This window comes from Streptomyces sp. NPDC001933, from assembly GCF_042890955.1.
Lineage (GTDB): Bacteria > Actinomycetota > Actinomycetes > Streptomycetales > Streptomycetaceae > Streptomyces.
The window spans coordinates 462,488-479,990 of sequence record NZ_JBIASS010000003.1; the positions used below are offsets into that span (position 1 = coordinate 462,488).

The 17,503-nt window shown below is 71.1% G+C and carries 18 protein-coding genes; 10 read left to right on the forward strand and 8 right to left on the reverse strand.

What is annotated here, in order from left to right; all coding sequences use genetic code 11:
* Positions 1–257 precede the first annotated feature (257 nt).
* Positions 258–530 carry a hypothetical protein gene (locus tag ACFYY7_RS09865; RefSeq protein WP_388659223.1) on the forward strand — a complete coding sequence of 91 codons (273 nt, stop codon included), beginning with the start codon at positions 258–260 and terminating at the stop codon, positions 528–530.
* A 35-nt stretch (positions 531–565) separates the two neighbouring features.
* On the opposite strand, the gene ACFYY7_RS09870 is transcribed toward ACFYY7_RS09865, so the two are convergent.
* Complete coding sequence (locus ACFYY7_RS09870; protein ID WP_266729862.1) at positions 566–1,300, reverse strand: ferritin-like fold-containing protein; 735 nt, start codon at positions 1,298–1,300, stop codon at positions 566–568.
* Positions 1,301–1,783: 483 nt separating this feature from the next.
* Here ACFYY7_RS09870 and ACFYY7_RS09875 point away from each other — a divergent pair, with 483 nt between their 5' ends.
* Together ACFYY7_RS09875 and ACFYY7_RS09880 are read left to right on the forward strand one after the other, a co-directional pair.
* Positions 1,784–3,646 carry a DEAD/DEAH box helicase gene (locus ACFYY7_RS09875; RefSeq protein WP_388659226.1) on the forward strand — a complete coding sequence of 621 codons (1,863 nt, stop codon included), beginning with the start codon at positions 1,784–1,786 and terminating at the stop codon, positions 3,644–3,646.
* Positions 3,647–3,789: 143 nt separating this feature from the next.
* Entirely contained in the window at positions 3,790–4,641 is an 852-nt protein-coding gene (locus ACFYY7_RS09880; RefSeq protein WP_388659229.1) for an alpha/beta fold hydrolase, read from the forward strand.
* Positions 4,642–4,668: 27 nt separating this feature from the next.
* Here the strand turns inward: ACFYY7_RS09880 and ACFYY7_RS09885 are convergent, their stop codons facing one another.
* Complete coding sequence (locus ACFYY7_RS09885; RefSeq protein ID WP_266729865.1) at positions 4,669–5,556, reverse strand: NYN domain-containing protein; 888 nt, start codon at positions 5,554–5,556, stop codon at positions 4,669–4,671.
* A 220-nt stretch (positions 5,557–5,776) separates the two neighbouring features.
* On the opposite strand from ACFYY7_RS09885, the gene ACFYY7_RS09890 reads away from it, so the two are divergent.
* Positions 5,777–5,929: a hypothetical protein gene (locus ACFYY7_RS09890; RefSeq protein ID WP_266729866.1), complete on the forward strand. Its 153-nt coding sequence runs from the start codon at positions 5,777–5,779 to the stop codon at positions 5,927–5,929.
* A 76-nt stretch (positions 5,930–6,005) separates the two neighbouring features.
* On the opposite strand, the gene ACFYY7_RS09895 is transcribed toward ACFYY7_RS09890, so the two are convergent.
* The 3 genes from ACFYY7_RS09895 to ACFYY7_RS09905 form a co-directional block, all read right to left on the reverse strand.
* Complete coding sequence (locus ACFYY7_RS09895; protein ID WP_388659231.1) at positions 6,006–6,611, reverse strand: MarC family protein; 606 nt, start codon at positions 6,609–6,611, stop codon at positions 6,006–6,008.
* Between the two features lie 150 nt (positions 6,612–6,761).
* On the reverse strand, positions 6,762–7,628 hold the full coding sequence (locus ACFYY7_RS09900) for a PHP domain-containing protein (protein WP_388659233.1): 867 nt from the start codon (positions 7,626–7,628) through the stop codon (positions 6,762–6,764).
* Positions 7,629–7,935: 307 nt separating this feature from the next.
* On the reverse strand, positions 7,936–8,574 hold the full coding sequence (locus ACFYY7_RS09905) for a DUF6758 family protein (RefSeq protein ID WP_388659236.1): 639 nt from the start codon (positions 8,572–8,574) through the stop codon (positions 7,936–7,938).
* Between the two features lie 156 nt (positions 8,575–8,730).
* Between ACFYY7_RS09905 and ACFYY7_RS09910 the strand changes: the two genes are divergently transcribed.
* Positions 8,731–9,963 carry an MFS transporter gene (locus ACFYY7_RS09910; protein ID WP_388659237.1) on the forward strand — a complete coding sequence of 411 codons (1,233 nt, stop codon included), beginning with the start codon at positions 8,731–8,733 and terminating at the stop codon, positions 9,961–9,963.
* Between the two features lie 133 nt (positions 9,964–10,096).
* On the opposite strand, the gene ACFYY7_RS09915 is transcribed toward ACFYY7_RS09910, so the two are convergent.
* On the reverse strand, positions 10,097–10,681 hold the full coding sequence (locus ACFYY7_RS09915; protein WP_388659240.1) for a suppressor of fused domain protein: 585 nt from the start codon (positions 10,679–10,681) through the stop codon (positions 10,097–10,099).
* A 417-nt stretch (positions 10,682–11,098) separates the two neighbouring features.
* Between ACFYY7_RS09915 and ACFYY7_RS09920 the strand changes: the two genes are divergently transcribed.
* Positions 11,099–12,214, forward strand: coding sequence for a magnesium and cobalt transport protein CorA (locus ACFYY7_RS09920; RefSeq protein WP_388659243.1), 1,116 nt, complete (start codon positions 11,099–11,101; stop codon positions 12,212–12,214).
* 35 nt (positions 12,215–12,249) lie between these two features.
* Positions 12,250–12,777, forward strand: a complete 528-nt coding sequence (locus tag ACFYY7_RS09925) for a hypothetical protein (RefSeq protein WP_388659245.1) — start codon at positions 12,250–12,252, stop codon at positions 12,775–12,777.
* 37 nt (positions 12,778–12,814) lie between these two features.
* Here the strand turns inward: ACFYY7_RS09925 and ACFYY7_RS09930 are convergent, their stop codons facing one another.
* Complete coding sequence (locus ACFYY7_RS09930; protein ID WP_388659247.1) at positions 12,815–13,576, reverse strand: hypothetical protein; 762 nt, start codon at positions 13,574–13,576, stop codon at positions 12,815–12,817.
* A gap of 203 nt (positions 13,577–13,779) precedes the next feature.
* On the opposite strand from ACFYY7_RS09930, the gene ACFYY7_RS09935 reads away from it, so the two are divergent.
* The 3 genes from ACFYY7_RS09935 to ACFYY7_RS09945 are packed head-to-tail and all read left to right on the forward strand — an operon-like array spanning position 13,780 to position 16,780.
* Positions 13,780–15,054, forward strand: a complete 1,275-nt coding sequence (locus ACFYY7_RS09935) for a magnesium transporter MgtE N-terminal domain-containing protein (protein WP_351261049.1) — start codon at positions 13,780–13,782, stop codon at positions 15,052–15,054.
* The gene (locus ACFYY7_RS09940) at positions 15,044–15,601 is read left to right on the forward strand and encodes a DUF1003 domain-containing protein (protein ID WP_388659251.1); all 558 of its coding nucleotides are present in this window, start codon (positions 15,044–15,046) and stop codon (positions 15,599–15,601) included. Before ACFYY7_RS09935 ends, ACFYY7_RS09940 begins: the two co-directional genes overlap by 11 nt.
* A gap of 45 nt (positions 15,602–15,646) precedes the next feature.
* Entirely contained in the window at positions 15,647–16,780 is a 1,134-nt protein-coding gene (locus tag ACFYY7_RS09945) for an Mrp/NBP35 family ATP-binding protein (protein WP_388659254.1), read from the forward strand.
* Between the two features lie 63 nt (positions 16,781–16,843).
* Here the strand turns inward: ACFYY7_RS09945 and ACFYY7_RS09950 are convergent, their stop codons facing one another.
* Positions 16,844–17,503 (reverse strand): hypothetical protein, encoded by a 660-nt coding sequence (locus tag ACFYY7_RS09950; RefSeq protein WP_388659257.1) that lies wholly within the window; start codon positions 17,501–17,503, stop codon positions 16,844–16,846.

A 17,503-nucleotide genomic window follows, 5' to 3' on the forward strand; every position in this document is an offset into this window, starting at 1 on the left:
TCGGCGTTGGGGTCTTCGGGGGGGCGCGCCCCCCCGGGGGGGGGGGGGGTGGGGGCGGGGCGCGCGCCCCCCCCCCCCCCGGCGGGGGGGGGGGGGGGGGGGGGGGGCCCCCCCCCCCCCCCCCCCCCCCGCCCGTTCCCGCCGGTGCCGGCGTTCTCCGTGTGAAGCCTGTGCCCAGGAGGGTTGCGTTCAGCGGCCCACGGGTAGGACCGCTAACGACCGATTTACCCGCCCCGCAACTCGCGAGGTGATCATCTGTGATCCTGGAAATGCTCGGCTCCGCAGTGCTCGGACTCGCCCTCGCCTGGCTGGCGCTCCGCTTCCTGCCGGACCGGCTCCCGTCCCGCCGTGCCGTCCTCACCACCGGCGCCCTGGGAGCCCTGTTCGGCGCATATCTCATGCACTCGGTGCTGGGTCCGGGCCATGTCGTGGCCACGCTGGTCGGCGCGGCGCTGGTCGGGGCCGTGACGCTCTCGCTGCTGATCCGGCCGCGGAGCAGCAGTCGGCTGAGCCGATCAGCGGCGGCCTGACGGCCGGCCCGGAGGGCCGGCCCCCGGTGATCCGGTTACGCGGCCAGTCCCAGCGCCGCCATCCGCTTGGTGTGCGCCTCGGTGATCCGCGAGAACATCCGGCCGACCTCCGCCAGGTCGAAGCCGTCCGCCACGCCGCCGACGAGCATCGTCGACAGCGCGTCGCGGTCGGCCACCACCCGCTGCGCCTGGGAGAGCGCCTCGCCCATCAGGCGGCGCGCCCAGAGCGCGAGCCGGCCGCCGACGCGCGGGTCCGCCTCGATCGCGGCGCGCACCTTCTCCACGGCGAAGTTCCCGTGCCCGGTGTCGTCGAGCACGGCGAGGACGAGGGAGCGGGTGTCCGAGTCGAGACGGACCGCGACCTCCCGGTAGAAGTCACTGGCGATCGAGTCGCCGACGTACGCCTTGACCAGGCCCTCCAGCCAGTCCGACGGCGCGGTCTGGCGGTGGAAGTCGTCGAGCGCCTTGGCGAAGGGTTCCATCGCGCCGGTCGGCTCCACGTCGATCGCGGTCAGCCGGTCGGTGAGCCGCTCGAAGTGATGGAATTCGGCGGAGGCCATCTTTGCCAGCTCCGCCTTGTCGGCCAGCGTCGGCGCGAGTTTGGCGTCCTCGGCGAGCCGCTCGAAGGCCGCCAACTCCCCGTAAGCGAGTGCTCCCAGCAGGTCCACGACCGCTGCCCGGTACTGCGGCTCCGCGGACGCGGTGGCCCAGTCCTGGGCGGCGATTCCGGTGGGTTCGGAGGTTTCAGTGGCGTTGTCAGGCGTCTCCATGAAGCGCAGAATAGCCCGCCCGGCGGGGTACGGAAGGGCCTGGCCGGCCAGTGACATCACACCGTTCCGATGAATTCGCCCAACACACATGCGCGAATCCGGGGTACAGTGGTATTGCGCCTACTGAGTATTTTGGATGTTCGGTGGCGTGAAAATGGTGAAAACGAATGAGGATGCCCGGTCGGTGGCCCGATCGGCTCCGACCCGACAGCCCTCCACGCGGGGCGTACGACACGTACGACCGCAGATGAGGGGCCCCCTCAGCGGCACGAGCGCTCGAGCGACGGCAGTGGTCCCGCGCCACCCGGCCCATCCACGGCCGGATGACCAACCCCGGCACGGTACGACCCCCAGCGTTCGCCTCGGGCCGCGTCTCACAGAAGAGGCAGCACCCTGACTACGTTTCGTGAACTCGGGATTCTTCCCGAGACGGCCGAGGCCCTTGAGGCCGTCGGCATTGTGTCCCCGTTCCCCATCCAGGAGATGACGCTCCCCGTCGCGCTCTCCGGCTCCGATGTCATCGGCCAAGCCAAGACCGGTACGGGCAAGACCCTCGGTTTCGGTCTGCCGCTGCTGGAGCGCGTCACCGTCCCCGCGGACGTCGAGGCCGGCCGGGCCGCGCCCGAGGAGCTGACCGAGGCGCCGCAGGCGCTCGTCGTCGTCCCCACCCGTGAGCTCTGCCAGCAGGTGACCAACGACCTGCTGACCGCCGGCAAGGTGCGCAACGTCCGCGTCCTCGCGATCTACGGCGGGCGCGCGTACGAGCCGCAGGTCGAGGCCCTGAAGAAGGGCGTCGACGTGATCGTCGGCACCCCGGGCCGCCTGCTCGACCTGGCCGGGCAGCGCAAGCTGGACCTCTCGCACGTCCGGGCGCTGGTGCTCGACGAGGCCGACGAGATGCTCGACCTGGGCTTCCTGCCCGACGTCGAGAAGATCATCACAATGCTTCCGGCGAAGCGCCAGACGATGCTGTTCTCGGCGACCATGCCGGGTGCCGTCATCGGTCTCGCGCGTCGCTACATGTCGCAGCCGACGCACATCCGCGCCACCTCGCCCGACGGCGAGGGCGCGACCGTCGCGAACATCTCGCAGCACGTCTTCCGGGCCCACTCGATGGACAAGCCGGAGATGGTCTCCCGCATCCTGCAGGCCAACGGCCGCGGGCTCGCGATGATCTTCTGCCGCACCAAGCGCACGGCGGCCGACATCGCCGAGCAGCTGGAGAAGCGCGGCTTCGCGTCCGGCGCGGTCCACGGCGACCTCGGCCAGGGCGCACGCGAGCAGGCGCTGCGCGCGTTCCGCAACGGCAAGGTGGACGTGCTCGTCTGCACCGACGTCGCGGCGCGCGGTATCGATGTCGAGGGTGTGACCCACGTCATCAACTACCAGTCGCCGGAGGACGAGAAGACCTACCTGCACCGCATCGGCCGGACCGGCCGCGCGGGCGCCAAGGGCATCGCGATCACGCTGGTCGACTGGGACGACATCCCGCGCTGGCAGCTGATCAACAAGGCGCTCGACCTGAAGTTCAACGACCCGGTCGAGACCTACTCCACCTCGCCGCACCTCTTCGAGGAGCTCGACATCCCGGCCGGCACCAAGGGTGTCCTGCCGCGCGCCGAGCGGACCCGGGCGGGTCTGCGGGCCGAGGAGATCGAGGACCTCGGCGAGACGGGCGGCCGCGGCCGCAAGTCCGCCGCGGCTTCGGCGCCCGCCGTCCGCGAGGAGCGCGCACCGCGCACGCCGCGTCAGCGGCGTCGCACCCGGGGCGGCTCCGCCGTCTCCGACGCGGCGTCCACCGCCGCGGTGCCGGCCCCGTCCGCCGAGGCCGGCGACGCCCCGGCGGAGCCGCGTACGCCGCGCCGCCGTCGCCGTACCCGGGTCGGTGCCGCGGAGGCCGCTGCCGAGGCCGTGGTGAGCACGGTGGAGGCCGTGGTCGAGGTCGTGGTGGAGCCGAAGGCCGCCAAGGCTGCCAAGGCCGCCCCGGTCGAGGCCGAGCCCGTGGCCGAGACCAAGCCGCGCCGCCGCCGCGCCCGCGTGGTCAAGCCGGCCGAGGACGAGGTCGACTTCCAGATCGCCCCGTTCTCCGAGCCGGTGGCCGAGACGAAGACGGTGACCAAGCCGCGTCGCCGCCCCCGTGTCGTCAAGCCGGCCGAGGACGAGGTCGACTTCCAGATCGCGCCGATCTCCGAGCCGGTGGCCGAGACCAAGCCGCGCCGTCGCACCCGTGCGGCCGCCAAGCCGAAGACGGAGACCGTGGCCGAGGCCCCGGCCGCCGAGGAGGGCGAGGCGAAGCCGCGCAGGCGCCGGGCGCCGCGCGCGGCCGCCGCCAAGACCGAAGGCTGAGCAGCAGCCGACCGACGCCGGACGGGCCCGAGGACATCCTCGGGCCCGTCCGGCGTTCGCACACCTCCGCACTGTCCCCGGACCGGGCCACGACTCCGGGCCTGTCCCACCCTGAGCCGCCGGACAGGCCCTACCCTCGTCCCATGAGCCGGCCGCACACCTTCACCCCGCCCCCCTGCGCCCACGCCCACCAGCTGCGCACCTCGCGCGGCGACTTCGCCGTGCTGGACGCCTCGCCGCCCGGTGCCGTGCGCGGCACCGCCCTCCTGCTGCCCGGATACATGGGCAGCAAGGAAGACTTCATGGCGCTCCTGGAACCGCTCTCGTCCGCCGGGTACCGGATCGTCGCCGTGGACGGCCGCGGCCAGTACGAAAGCGACGGGACGGACCGTCAGGAGGATTACGCGCAGGGCGAGTTGGCCCGCGATGTGCTCGCGCAGGCCACCGCGCTCGGCAACGGGGGCGCGGGCACCGTACATCTGCTGGGGCACTCGCTCGGCGGGCAGATCGCCCGCGCCGCCGTGCTGCTCGACGCCTCGCCGTTCCGCTCGCTGACGCTCATGTCGTCGGGGCCCGCCGAGGTCGTCGAGGCCCAGCATCTCAAGGTGAAGGTGCTCAGCGACGCGCTCGCGACGCTCAGCATGGCCCGGGTGTGGGACGCGATGCGCGCCCTCGACCCGCCGGAGGAAGCGGCGACGGCGAACGGCGAGGCGCTGCGCCGGCGCTGGCTGCGCCACCGGCCCGCCCAGCTGATCGCCACCGGCCGCCAGCTGGTGACCGAGCCGGACCGGGTGGCCGAACTCGCCGCCCTGCCGCTGCCGGTCCATGTGCTCTCCGGCGAACGCGACGACACCTGGCCGGTGCCGCTGCTCGACGAGATGGCGCGGCGGCTCGGCGCGCACCGCACCCGGATCGCGGGGGCCGAGCACTCCCCCAACACGGACCGCCCGGAGCAGACGGCGGCCGCGCTCGCCGCGTTCTGGGACAGCCTGTAGACGGGGCGGGGCAGGGCCGCGAGTGGCTCAGTACTGCGACTGGAGGTGCTGCCAGAAGCCGTCGCGCAGCGCCCGCCGCAGATGTGCGTGGCCGCGCAGCGAGTGCTGGAGCAGCCGCTCGGCCTCGACCAGCAGGTCCTGGTCGACGGAGCCCGGCAGGTACGGGTGTCCGGGCAGCAGGTCGGCGAGGGACTCGCGGCCCCGGGCGGCCAGCCAGGCCGCGGCGATCTGCGCGCCGACGAAGCGGACGTCCTCGCGCGCGGGTGCGGGGGTGTCGTCCTCGTAGGTGGTGACGGGGCGTCTGGTGACGTACGGGCGGCAGAAGTCCAGGTCGAAGGTGCGCTGGCTGTCGACCTCCCAGAGCAGCGGCTCGGCCTGGTTGCGCCCCTCCCCCGCCTCGATGCCCCACAGGTGCACCCGGGCCCCGTACCCCTGCGCCGCCTCCACCGCGGAGACCAGGTCCTCGTCGCCGCCGACCAGGGCCGCGTCACTGATGGCGCGATGCCGGGCGAGCGATTCGAGGTCGGTGCGGATGAGTGAGTCGACGCCCTTCTGCTGGTTGTTGGCGTTGAGGTTGCCGAGCCGGACCTTGACGTCGGGGAGTTCGGCGATGGACTGCTGCTCGGTGGTGTGGATGCGCCGCCTGGCTCCGTCGTACCAGTACACGCGCAGCAGCCTGCTGTCCGCGAAGATCGTGCGGGCCTTGTCGATGAAGGCCTCGATCAGTCCTTCCGCGTCGAGGTCGAAGGAGCGGCGGTCCTCGGTGCCGGTGACGAGCAGTCCGGCCGCGGCGTACACATAGCCCGCGTCCACGAAGATCGCGTGGGTCGAGGGGGTCTTCGACACCTCGGCGAGCATGCGCTGGAGCAGCTCGTTGGTGCGGTCCAGGCGCTCGCGGATCTCTGCCTCGTTCATTCGGGCCTCGTCGTGGACCTCGTCGCCCGTGCGTGCTCGATGACCTGCTGATACTTAGACATCCAAAAAATTTCCTTAGCGTAGGGAATGTTTGCAGGCAGCAAGCCGTTGTACATCTCGTGGAGCGCAGGACAGTGATTCCGGTGCTCTCATCCTTGCGGACGGGACACCCGTCCTCCCAGTAGTTCTCCAGCAGGAGGATCAGACGAAGGGAAGCCTTATGCGCTTCGAGATCATGCGACTCGACGATGTCGACGGTACCGCCGTGGACAGCACCGTCGTGGACGCCGCCTCCGTCAACCGGATCGTGCAGCAGGCCGCAGCCGTGGGCCAGCGCATCTATATCCGCCCGGCCGAAACCTCGGCTTCGTAACGCACGACGACGCACAAAGACGTGGCGCCCCCGTACGGAAGGTCCGTACGGGGGCGCTGTGGCGTCCGGGGAGCCGTCAGGCGTTCTGGATGACCTGGGTGACGCCGTTGATGATCTGCTGTACGGCGATGGCGGAGAGCATCATTCCGGCGAGCCTGGTCACCAGCACGACGCCGCCGTCCTTGATGACCCGGATGATCAGCAGCGAGTAACGCATGGTCAGCCAGAGCACGATGTGCATGACGACGATCGCCGACCAGACCGAGATCTGGCTGCCCACGCTGTCGGCGTGCTGCACCGCCAGGATCACCGACACGATCGCGCCGGGCCCGGCGAGCAGCGGCATGCCCAGCGGTACGAGCGCCACGTTGACGTCCTTGGTCTGCGTCGGCTCGTCGGTCTTGCCGGTGAGCAGATCGAGTGCGATCAGCAGCAGGAGCAGTCCGCCCGCGATCATCAGTGCGGGTACGGAGACATGCAGGTAGTCGAGGATCTGCTGGCCGAGCACACCGAAGACGGCGATCACGCCGAAGGCGACGGCGACCGCCTGCAACGCCATCCTGCGCTGCATCTTGGCGGGGCGGCCCGCGGTGAGTGCGAGGAAGATCGGGGTGATCCCGGGGGGATCCATAATCACAAAAAGCGTGAGAAAAAGGGATCCGAAGACAGCGACGTCGAACACAGTGAGCCTTGCGAGAGAGAAACGGCCTGAAGGAGCGCACCCCGAAGCCATGACGGCGGCCCGACGGCCGGGTGCGCGGAAGTGGAACGTGAAGGTGGAGGGACGGCGGTACGTGTACGGGTCCGTGCTCCGGCCCCGACGCGTGCGTCGTTACGCGGGGCCCCGCCCGCCGGCGCCCGGCACCGGGAAGGCTCCCGTGGCGCGCCGGGTGATCTCGCCGTAGATCTCGGGGTCGGTGGTGTACTCACCGAGCCCGACGGTCTTGCGACTGCCGTGGTAGTCGCTGGATCCGGTCGTCAGCAGCCCCAGATCGCCGGCGAGCCCGCGCAGCCTGGCCCGGGTCGGCTCGTCGTGGTCCATGTGGTCGACCTCGATGCCGTCGAGCCCCGCGGCGGCGAGGAGCGCGATCGAGGACTCGGGCACCACTTCGCCGCGCTTGACGGCGGCCGGGTGCGCGAAGACGGTGACGCCTCCGGCGGCCTTGACCAGCCGTATCGCGTCGAAGGGGTCGAGTTCGTGCTTCTCGGCGTAGGCGCGTCCGCCGTCGGCGAGCCATTCGGGCGTGAAGGCGTCGGAGACGGTCCCGACGACGCCGAGCTCGACGAGCGCGGTGGCGATGTGCGGCCGGCCGACCGATCCGTCCCCGGCGATCCTGGCGACCTGCTCCCACTCGACGGGCACGCCGAGCTCCTGGAGCTTGCGCACCATGGTGCGGGCGCGCGGCACCCGGTCGTCCCGTACGAGCTCGCGTTCGCGGGCGAACTCGGGCTCGTCGGGGTCGAAGAGGTAGGCCAGCATGTGCAGGCCCACGCCGTCGACCCGGCAGGAGAGCTCGGCGCCGGTGACGAGGGTGAGCCCCTCGGGAAGGGCTGCGACCGCAGCGGCGTGGCCGCGCACGGTGTCGTGGTCGGTGAGCGCGACGACGTCCAGGCCCGCGGCGGCGGCGTTCGCCACCAGCTCCGCGGGGGTGTCCGTGCCGTCCGATGCGGTGGAGTGGGTGTGCAGGTCGATGCGCACGACGCGTACTCCAGTGCTCGGGGCCGGACAAGGGGACGTTCTAGGATAACCGCCCTTCGTCCGCCGCCCGGCCGGTGCGCCGGGCCCCTCAGGTCGGCGAGGCCCTGAGGGCTGTCCCGTAATCCCTGGCGGATCAGCGTGCGGCGTCGGACGCGGTGCATCGCAAGGCGGAGGGACGCCCGAATACTGGATGTGTTCGGGCGTTCCGACAACACGGCGAGGGATGGGGTCTCCCCTGCTCGAGCGCAGCCGAGAGCTTGGGGAAGTGGCTGTCGTCGCACGCCCGCCAGGGATTACGGGACAGCCCTCAGTTGAGCAGGCGCGGGGTGAGTGCCCCGCAGGGTACGAGCTCCATCTCGCCCCCGGCCTCGCGCAGATCGGCGAGCACCAGCTCGTCGTACATCAGGAGCCCCGACTGCTCGGGCCAGACGATCGCCCAGAGCCAGAGCCCGCGCGCCTCGCCCGCGAAGACCGCCCGGTCCGCGGGGGCGCCCTTGACGTGCCACAGCGGGGTGGGGCGTCCGGCGGCGAGCATCTTGACGTCCGGCGGGCCGCCGACGTCCAGATGCGGGCCGGGGTCGGGGCCGTCGATCCCCGCGTAGCGCGCACCCAGCCCGACGCCCAGGTCCTCGGTGACGAGCAGCAGTTCACCGATGCCGCCGACGGGACCGGGGCCGGAGCAGGCGACGGCGGTGGCCCGGCCGCCGCTGCGGTCGTCGCCCGCGCTCGCCACTCCGGTGAACAGCCAGCCCACCGGGAGCGGCCAGGGCATCCACACCGGGACCTCGGCCCGGCGCACCACCACTCCCAGCGCTTCGACGCTGGGCGGGACGACAGGCTGGAGCGGTTGCACGCTGCCGTGCACGGCACACTGCCAGGTGTCGGCGAACAGACCGGGCGCCCTGACCCGGCCTCCGCACTTCGGGCAACTGGCTTCGCCCCTCATAGCGACCAACGGTCCTCCACGACCGTCGCCGCGTCAAGGAAGATCACCCGTCCGCAGTGCGGCTTCACCTGCAGAAATAGATGTAACTTGCACTCATTAGCTTCTCTAACTTATTCTATGCATATCGCAACTATCTAGTGGAGAGCGAGAAGACCCATGCAGGGAGAGGATCCGTTCGATCAGGGCGCGGGCAGCATCCTGCGCCAACCGAAGGCCGTCTGGGCCACGGCGGGCGCCTCTGTCGTCGCGTTCATGGGAATCGGCCTGGTGGACCCGATTCTGCCGTCCATCGCCAAGGGCCTGGAGGCGACGCCGAGCCAGGTGTCGCTGCTCTTCACCTCGTACTTCCTGATCACCGCCGTGGCGATGCTCGTCACCGGCTTCGTGTCGAGCCGGATCGGCGGCCGCAAGACGCTGCTGGCCGGCCTCGCGCTCGTCGTCGTCTTCGCCGCGCTCTCCGGCACCTCGTCGTCCGTCGGCGAGCTCGTCGGCTTCCGGGCCGGCTGGGGGCTGGGCAACGCACTCTTCGTGTCGACCGCGCTGGCCGTGATCGTCGGCGCCGCGGCCGGAGGCAGCTCGGCGGCGATCCTGCTCTACGAGTCGGCACTCGGCCTCGGCATGGCCTGCGGGCCGCTGGTCGGCGCCCTGCTCGGCGACGCCAGCTGGCGCTACCCGTTCTTCGGCACGGCCGCGCTGATGGCCATCGGCTTCATCTGCATCACGGCGTTCCTGAAGGAGCAGCCCAGGCCGGCCAGGAAGACCTCGCTGCTCGACCCGATCAAGGCGCTCGGCCACGGCGGTCTGGCCTCGGTGGCGACCTCGGCGTTCTTCTACAACTACTCGTTCTTCACGATCCTGGCGTTCACCCCGTTCGTGCTGAACATGACGCCGTACAAGTCGGGCGCGGTGTTCTTCGCCTGGGGCCTGCTGCTCGCGGTCTTCTCGGTGCTGGTCGCCCCGCGGCTCCAGGAGCGCTTCGGCTCGCTGAAGGTGCTCGGCGCCTCGCTGGTGCTGCTCGCCGCCGACCTCCTGGTCCTGGGCTACGGCAACCACACCACCGCCATCGTCTGCACGATCGTCTCCGGCGCCTTCATCGGCATGAACAACACCGTCTACACGGAGCTGGCGCTCGGTGTCTCCGACGCCCCGCGCCCGGTGGCGAGCGCCGGCTACAACTTCGTCCGCTGGTTCGCCGCGGCCGCCGCCCCGTACCTCGCGCCGAAGATCGAGGAGTGGAGCAACATCCACATCCCGTTCGTGGTCGCCGCGGTCACGGCCGTGGCCGGTGCGGTCGTCGTCTGGATCCGGCGGTCGGCGCTGACCCACGAAGCGGCCGAGCTGGAGCCGGTCCACGCGACCGAGGACGGCGTCACGGTCTTCGCCGACTGACCTGCCCCACCCCCGCACCGCCCCGCCCGCGGCTCCCCCTCCTGGCCGCGCGGCGGGGCTTTCCCGTACCTGCGGCGGGCGTGGACCGGTCCAGGGGACCCGCGCCTGCGGCGGTGCGGACCGGTCCGGCGGATCAGTCCAGGGATACGGAGCCGCGCAGCGGATCGCGCAGATCCGTGCCGTTGGAGAGCCACCGCTCCTGGAGCTCCTGCGCACCCCTGACCCGCTTCCACGCGGCCTCGTTGTGCGTCATCGGCAGCAGCGGCAGGAACCGCACCGGGTCCATGGGCTCGTCCAGCTCCAGGTCCTCCACCAGGCCGCCCGGCTCCGCGACCAGCACCGAGCTGAACGGTGCCCCGGGCCACAGCGGTTCGCCGACCTCCAGCGATCCACCCGGCGCCACGATCACCCCCTCGACCTGCGGGGAGGCGGCGAGCACGGCGAGCGGGCGGAGCACCTTGTCGGTGTCGGCGAGCCCGGCGCGCACGGAGAGCACCAGTTCGGCGCGCGGCCCCTTCACCGGGTCCGCCAGGACCGCGGTCGGATCGGCCATCGGCTGCGCGGACATGCCGAGCGTGGCGTAGCGCACCACATCGCCGTCGACGAAGCGGAGCACCTCGATCCGGTCCGTGCCGAGGAACGTCACCGCCGCGCGCGCGTCCGGTTCACCGAGGGCCGTCCGCAGCCGGGCTTCGACCAGAGCAAGAATTTCTCCCATCCCGCGAGCATAGGGCGCGTATGGAATGGGCAAAGTAAGGGATTGGCCGTCAGTCGGCTGATAGTCTTGGCCGCTGGTCGGGGCAGCACGCAGAAGCGTCGCTCTCAGCCCCGACGACACGTCATCCCCCAAGGGGGACCGGCTGGAGGAGGTGGGGCTGCAATGGATCGAAGTCGATCGTGCAGTACCAACCGCTCTTCCGCCCTCCACCTCTCTCGGTGATCTGAAGCCTCCCGAGCCTCCTGGCCGAGGCCCATGGCTTTGCGCACGACGGAAGAGCACTCCTTTCTTTGCCTGTCTGTAGCGAACGCCGTCATCGCGCCGCCGCGGTGCCGCCCGCTTTGCGGACGTGAGCACACGTCCCCATTCCGGGCTGTTCCACGTGCCCGACGACGGCCCTCCGTGAAGGAGCCAGCCATGTCGATGATCCGTGACCTGCGCGCCGTCGTGCGCCCGTCCCTGCGCAAGAGCACCGCCCTGCACAACGCCTACGACACCACCCGTGACCCCTCCGCCTCCAGCGCGGTCGTCGACTGCGCGGTCTACCGCGACGGCCGGCGCCTGGAGAGCGGCACCTGCCGCACGCCGCACGAGGCGATGCTCCAGGTGCGGGAGGAGGGCGGGTTCGCCTGGATCGGCCTGCACGAGCCGACCGAGGAGGAATTCGCCGGTATCGCCCGGGAGTTCGGGCTGCACCCGCTGGCCGTCGAGGACGCCGTCCACGCCCACCAGCGGCCGAAGCTGGAGCGGTACGACGACACGCTCTTCACCGTCTTCAAGACCATCCACTACGTCGAGCACACCGAACTCACCGCCACCAGCGAGGTGGTCGAGACCGGCGAGGTGATGTGCTTCACCGGCCGGGACTTCGTCATCACCGTGCGGCACGGCGGCCACGGCTCGCTGCGCGCGCTGCGGCACCGGCTGCAGGACGACCCCGAGCTGCTCGCCAAGGGCCCGTCCGCGGTGCTGCACTCCATCGCCGACCATGTCGTCGACGGCTACATCGCGGTGGCCGGCGCCGTCCAGGACGACATCGACGAGGTGGAGATCGAGGTCTTCTCCACCCCGGCGAAGGGCAGCTCGCGCGGCTCGGAGGCGGGCCGGATCTACCAACTGAAGCGTGAGGTCCTGGAGTTCAAGCGGGCGGTGTCGCCGCTGCTGCGGCCGATGCAGCTGCTGAGCGAGCGGCCCATGCGGCTGATCGATCCCGACATCCAGAAGTACTTCCGTGACGTCGCCGACCACCTGGCGCGGGTGCACGAGGAGGTCGTCGGCTTCGACGAGCTGCTGAACTCGATCCTCCAGGCCAACCTGGCGCAGGCGACCGTCGCGCAGAACGAGGACATGCGCAAGATCACGTCCTGGGCGGCCATCGTCGCCGTACCGACGATGATCTGCGGCGTCTACGGCATGAACTTCGACCACATGCCGGAGCTGCGCTGGCGGTACGGCTACCCGATGGTGCTGGGCGTCATCGGGGTGGTCTGCTTCTCCATCCACCGCATGCTCAAGCGCAACGGCTGGCTCTGATGCCGGCCCTTGTGCGCCTCCCATAGAGTTTGGGCATGACTGCTGCTGCACCTGACGTGCCACTGGGCCGGGCCCTCGTCGAGGAGGCCACCAAGAAGTCGGGCCTGATCTGGGTACGGGGCACCGGGCCCGCACGGGCGCTGTGGCACGTATGGCACGAGGGCGCGGCGCACCTGGTCGGGGACGGCCCCGGCGAGCAGCCGCTGCCGGCCGGGCTCGCCGACGGGTCCGCCGCCGAGGTGACCGTGCGCAGCAAGGACAAGGGCGGCCGGCTGATCGCCTGGACCGCCGCCGTGACGGAACTGGCCCCGCACTCCGAGGAGTGGGAGGCCGCGGTCGCCGAGCTCAAGGGCAAGCGGCTGAACGCACCGGACGCCGAGCAGATGACGGAGCGGTGGGCGCGCGAGTGCCGGGTGCTGCGGCTGACGCCCGGCGAGTTCCGTACCGAGCTGCCGGACGGCTCGCTGGCCGCGGCGCCGCTGCCGACGTCCGCGACCACGCGACGGCCGGTGCCTGCGGGGCTTCCGCGGCTGCTGAGGCAGGGGCGCGGGAAGAAGGGCTGACCGGGCCGGGCTTGGTGTCCAGCGGCCCGGTCCGCGCTCAGGACGAGGTCTTGGGCAGCTGCTTCCCGTAGTCGACCGTGTCCACCTGCGACGGGGCCTGGAGAGCGAAGTCCTTGCCCCAGTCCGAGAGGGTGACGGTGCCCCCGCCACCGCCGCGCGCGAAGCGCAGCGGATACGCCTTGCCCTCCAGCGAGACGTCGAGCGTGCCGCCCTCGCCCTTGCCGCCCATGATCTGGACGGTCCGGGTCGCGCCGACCTCCTCGCGGTCCCCCTTGTTGAGGGTGCCGTGCAGCGTGAGCATGCCGTCGAGCAGGGTCTTCTTGTCCGTGAAGCCGCGCAGCTGCTTGTACGTCGGGTCGTCCTCGGGCACCTTCACGTACTTGTTCTGGAGCTTGTCCGCGGCGGCGCCGCCCGCGGCGCTGTCGGTGCCGGACTCCTCCTCGTGGTTCCAGAACCCGGAGTCCGCCTTCAGATAGAGCTCGTCACCGATCCGCAGCAGTTCGAAGGTGCTGTCCTTCGAGACGACGGAGCCGGTGCCGCCCTTCTCCTTGAGCTGCATGTTGAGCTTGTACGTGCCGCCCTTGCTGACCAGCGTCCCGGCGAGGCGCACCGCGTCGGCTGAGTCCGCCGCGCTCTGTGCCTTCTTCTCGATCTCCGTGGCGCTCAGCTTGCCGACGCCATTGGTCCCCTGGTCCGGATCCTCGCCGCACGCCGTGAGGGCGGTGGCCAGCCCCGCACAGAGCAGAGCGGCGAGAGCGGTCCGGCGTCGGGCCCGGACGGGCGGAACGGAAGAGGTCACGGGCGCACTGCCTCTCATCTGCATCGCGGGGGTGACAGACGGCAGCGTACCTGTGCCGTACACGCCTTCCGGCAGGGAGCCGTACGGGCGGCTCCACCGGGGCAACCCGGAGCGGTACGGGCTAGCCTGATCCCGTCATAACGGTTGATTGACTGCCAAACGGACCGGTCGGCGAAGTCGTACACGGAAGAAGGAGGCGCACCATGGCGGCAGGCGCCCCCCGGGTGTTCGTCTCCCACCTCGCCGGTGTCCCGGTCTTCGACCCCAACGGCGACCAGGTGGGCCGCGTCCGCGATCTGGTCGCGATGCTCCGGGTCGGCGGCAGGCCGCCCCGGCTGCTCGGGCTCGTCGTCGAAGTGCTCAGCCGCCGCCGGATCTTCCTCCCGATGACCCGGGTCACCGGGATCGAGTCCGGCCAGGTCATCACCACCGGCGTGGTCAACATGCGGCGCTTCGAACAGCGGCCCACCGAACGCCTGGTGCTCGGTGAGTTCCTGGACCGGCGGGTCCGCCTGGTGGAGACCGGCGAGGAGGTCACCGTCCTCGACGTCTCCATCCAGCAGCTCCCGGCCCGCCGCGACTGGGAGATCGACAAGTACTTCGTGCGCAAGGGCAAGGGCGGGGCGCTGCGCCGCAAGGGCGAGACCCTGACGGTCGAGTGGTCGGCGGTCAGCGGGTTCTCGCTGGAGGAGGTCGGGCAGGGCGCCGAGACCCTGGTCGCCACGTTCGAGCGGCTGCGCCCGACGGACGTGGCCAACGCGCTGCACCATCTGTCGCCGAAGCGGCGGGCCGAGGTCGCCGCCGCGCTCGACGACGACCGGCTTGCCGACGTCCTGGAGGAGCTGCCCGAGGACGACCAGGTGGAGATCATCGGCAAGCTCCAGGAGGAACGCGCCGCCGACGTCCTGGAGGCGATGGACCCGGACGACGCGGCCGACCTGCTGTCCGAGCTGCCCGAGGAGGACAAGGAGCGGCTGCTGACGCTGATGCGGCCGGACGACGCGGCCGATGTGCGGCGCCTGATGTCGTACGAGGAGCGGACCGCGGGCGGGCTGATGACCACCGAGCCGATCATCCTGCGGCCGGACGCGACGGTCGCCGACGCGCTCGCCCGGGTCCGGCAGGCGGACCTGTCCCCGGCGCTCGCCGCCCAGGTGTACGTGTGCCGGTCGCCCGACGAGACGCCGACCGGCAAGTACCTGGGCACCGTGCATTTCCAACGGCTGCTGCGGGATCCGCCGTACGCCCTGGTCAGCTCGATCGTCGACAGCGATCTCGTCCCCCTCACGCCGGACACCCCGCTGCCGGCCGTGACGAGCTATCTGGCCGCGTACAACCTGGTCTCGGTGCCCGTCGTGGACGAGAGCGGGTCGCTGCTCGGCGCGGTGACGGTCGACGACGTGCTCGACCACCTGCTGCCCGAGGACTGGCGGGAGACGGATTTCCACGGCGCGGAGGGGGTGGCCGATGGCCGCTGAGGACCGTTCGAGGGCCGCGCCGGTGGGGGCCTCGGGCATCGTGCGCCCGCCCCGTTCCCGGCTGGACCAGCCGAAGGACCCGCGCCGCCGGATGCTGCCCGACTACGACCCCGAGGCGTTCGGCCGGTTCTCCGAGCGGATCGCCCGCTTCCTGGGCACCGGGCGGTTCATCGTCTGGATGACTCTGGTCATCATCGTCTGGGTGGTGTGGAACGTCTTCGCGCCCCAGCCGTTGCGGTTCGACCAGTACCCGTTCATCTTCCTGACCCTGATGCTGTCGCTCCAGGCCTCCTACGCGGCGCCGCTGATCCTGCTCGCGCAGAACCGGCAGGACGACCGCGACCGGGTCACCCACGAGCAGGACCGCAAGCAGAACGAGCGCTCCATCGCGGACACCGAGTACCTCACCCGGGAGATCGCGTCGCTGCGGATGGGGCTCGGCGAGGTCGCCACCCGCGACTGGATCCGCTCCGAACTGGAGGACCTCGTGAAGGACCTGGACGACCGGCAGGCCCTGTTCCCGGCCGAGAGTGACGAAGACCGCTGACGGGGGCTACTCACGCGTAGCGGCAGGCGCCGTAACATCGTCCATATGGCTACGGAAGACGCGGTGCTTGAAGCACTGGCGACAGTGAACGACCCGGAGATCCACCGCCCGATCACCGAGCTCGGCATGGTGAAATCGGTCGAGATCGATGCTGACGGTGTGGTCGCTGTCACGGTCTATCTCACGGTCTCAGGCTGCCCCATGCGCGAGACGATCACCAAGAACGTGACGGACGCGGTCGCCCGCGTCGAGGGTGTCTCGCGGGTCGACGTCACGCTCGACGTGATGAGCGACGAGCAGCGCAAGGAGCTCGCGTCCTCGCTGCGCGGCGGCACGGCGGAGCGCGAGGTGCCGTTCGCCAAGCCCGGCTCGCTGACCCGGGTCTACGCGGTCGCGTCCGGCAAGGGCGGCGTCGGCAAGTCGTCGGTGACGGTGAACCTGGCGGCGGCGATGGCGGCCGACGGCCTCAAGGTCGGCGTCGTGGACGCGGACATCTACGGGCACAGCGTGCCGCGGATGCTCGGCGCGGACGGCAAGCCGACCCAGGTCGAGAACATGATCATGCCGCCGTCCTCGCACGGCGTGAAGGTCATCTCCATCGGGATGTTCACCCCGGGCAACGCCCCGGTGGTGTGGCGCGGGCCGATGCTGCACCGCGCGCTCCAGCAGTTCCTCGCCGACGTGTACTGGGGCGACCTCGACGTCCTGCTGCTCGACCTGCCGCCGGGCACCGGCGACATCGCGATCTCGGTGGCGCAACTCGTGCCGAACGCCGAGATCCTGGTCGTCACGACCCCGCAGCAGGCGGCGGCCGAGGTCGCCGAGCGGGCCGGTTCGATCGCCGTGCAGACCCACCAGAAGATCGTCGGTGTCGTCGAGAACATGTCGGGCATGCCGTGCCCGCACTGCGACGAGATGGTCGACGTGTTCGGTACCGGCGGTGGCGCGAAGGTCGCCGAGGGCCTGACGAAGACGGTCGGCGCGGAGGTGCCGGTGCTCGGCTCCATCCCGATCGACGTACGGCTGCGCGAGGGCGGCGACGAGGGCAAGCCGGTCGTCCTGTCCGACCCCGACTCCCCGGCCGGCAAGGCGCTGCGCACCATCGCGGACAAGCTGGGCGGCCGTCAGCGCGGCCTGTCGGGCATGTCGCTGGGCATCACCCCGCGCAACAAGTTCTGAAACGGCGAGCGGTGACCGGCCCCTGGGCCGGTCACCGCTCCGTGTTCCGCGTACGTCCCCGTGCTACGCGTACGCCGTGATGTCGCCGATCACCGAGAAGCCCAGCCCGTACGCGCTCAACCCACGCCCGTACGCGCCGATGTGCGCCCCGCCGGGCGCCGATCCCGCCAGCACCCAGCCGAACTCGGACTCGCGGTAGTGGAACGGGACGGGGACCCCGTCCACCGGCAGTGACAGCACCGACCACGCGGGGCCGTCCAGGTCGTCGGCGAGTTCGAACGCCGTCTCCGTCTGCTGGTCCAGCCAGTCGTCGCGCAGCGCGTGGTCCATCTGCGGCGGCCAGGTGCAGGCGAGCAGACCGGACCCGGCCAGCCAGGCCGCGGAGGACACCGTGGTCGCGTCCAGCACCCCCGTGCCGTCACCGCTGTGCCGCACCGGGCTGCTGGCCATCGACACGACGACGGCGAACCGTTGCTTCTCGGCACCGGCGTCGGCCCGGACCGACGGCTCGTCACCATGACCGATGGAACCGTGCTGCACCGTGCCGTCCGCCGCGGTGCCCACCTGCATCAGCCGGCGCGGGCCGGTGAAGGCCTCGTCCAGTCCGTACCAGGGGAACGTGGCCGCCAGATAGCCGTCGACAGTACGCCGGGCCGCCGGCATCCCCTCTGCCGTGCCTGTGCTCGGCACGTCTTCCGCGCCCACCCGACTTGTCGTCTCCAT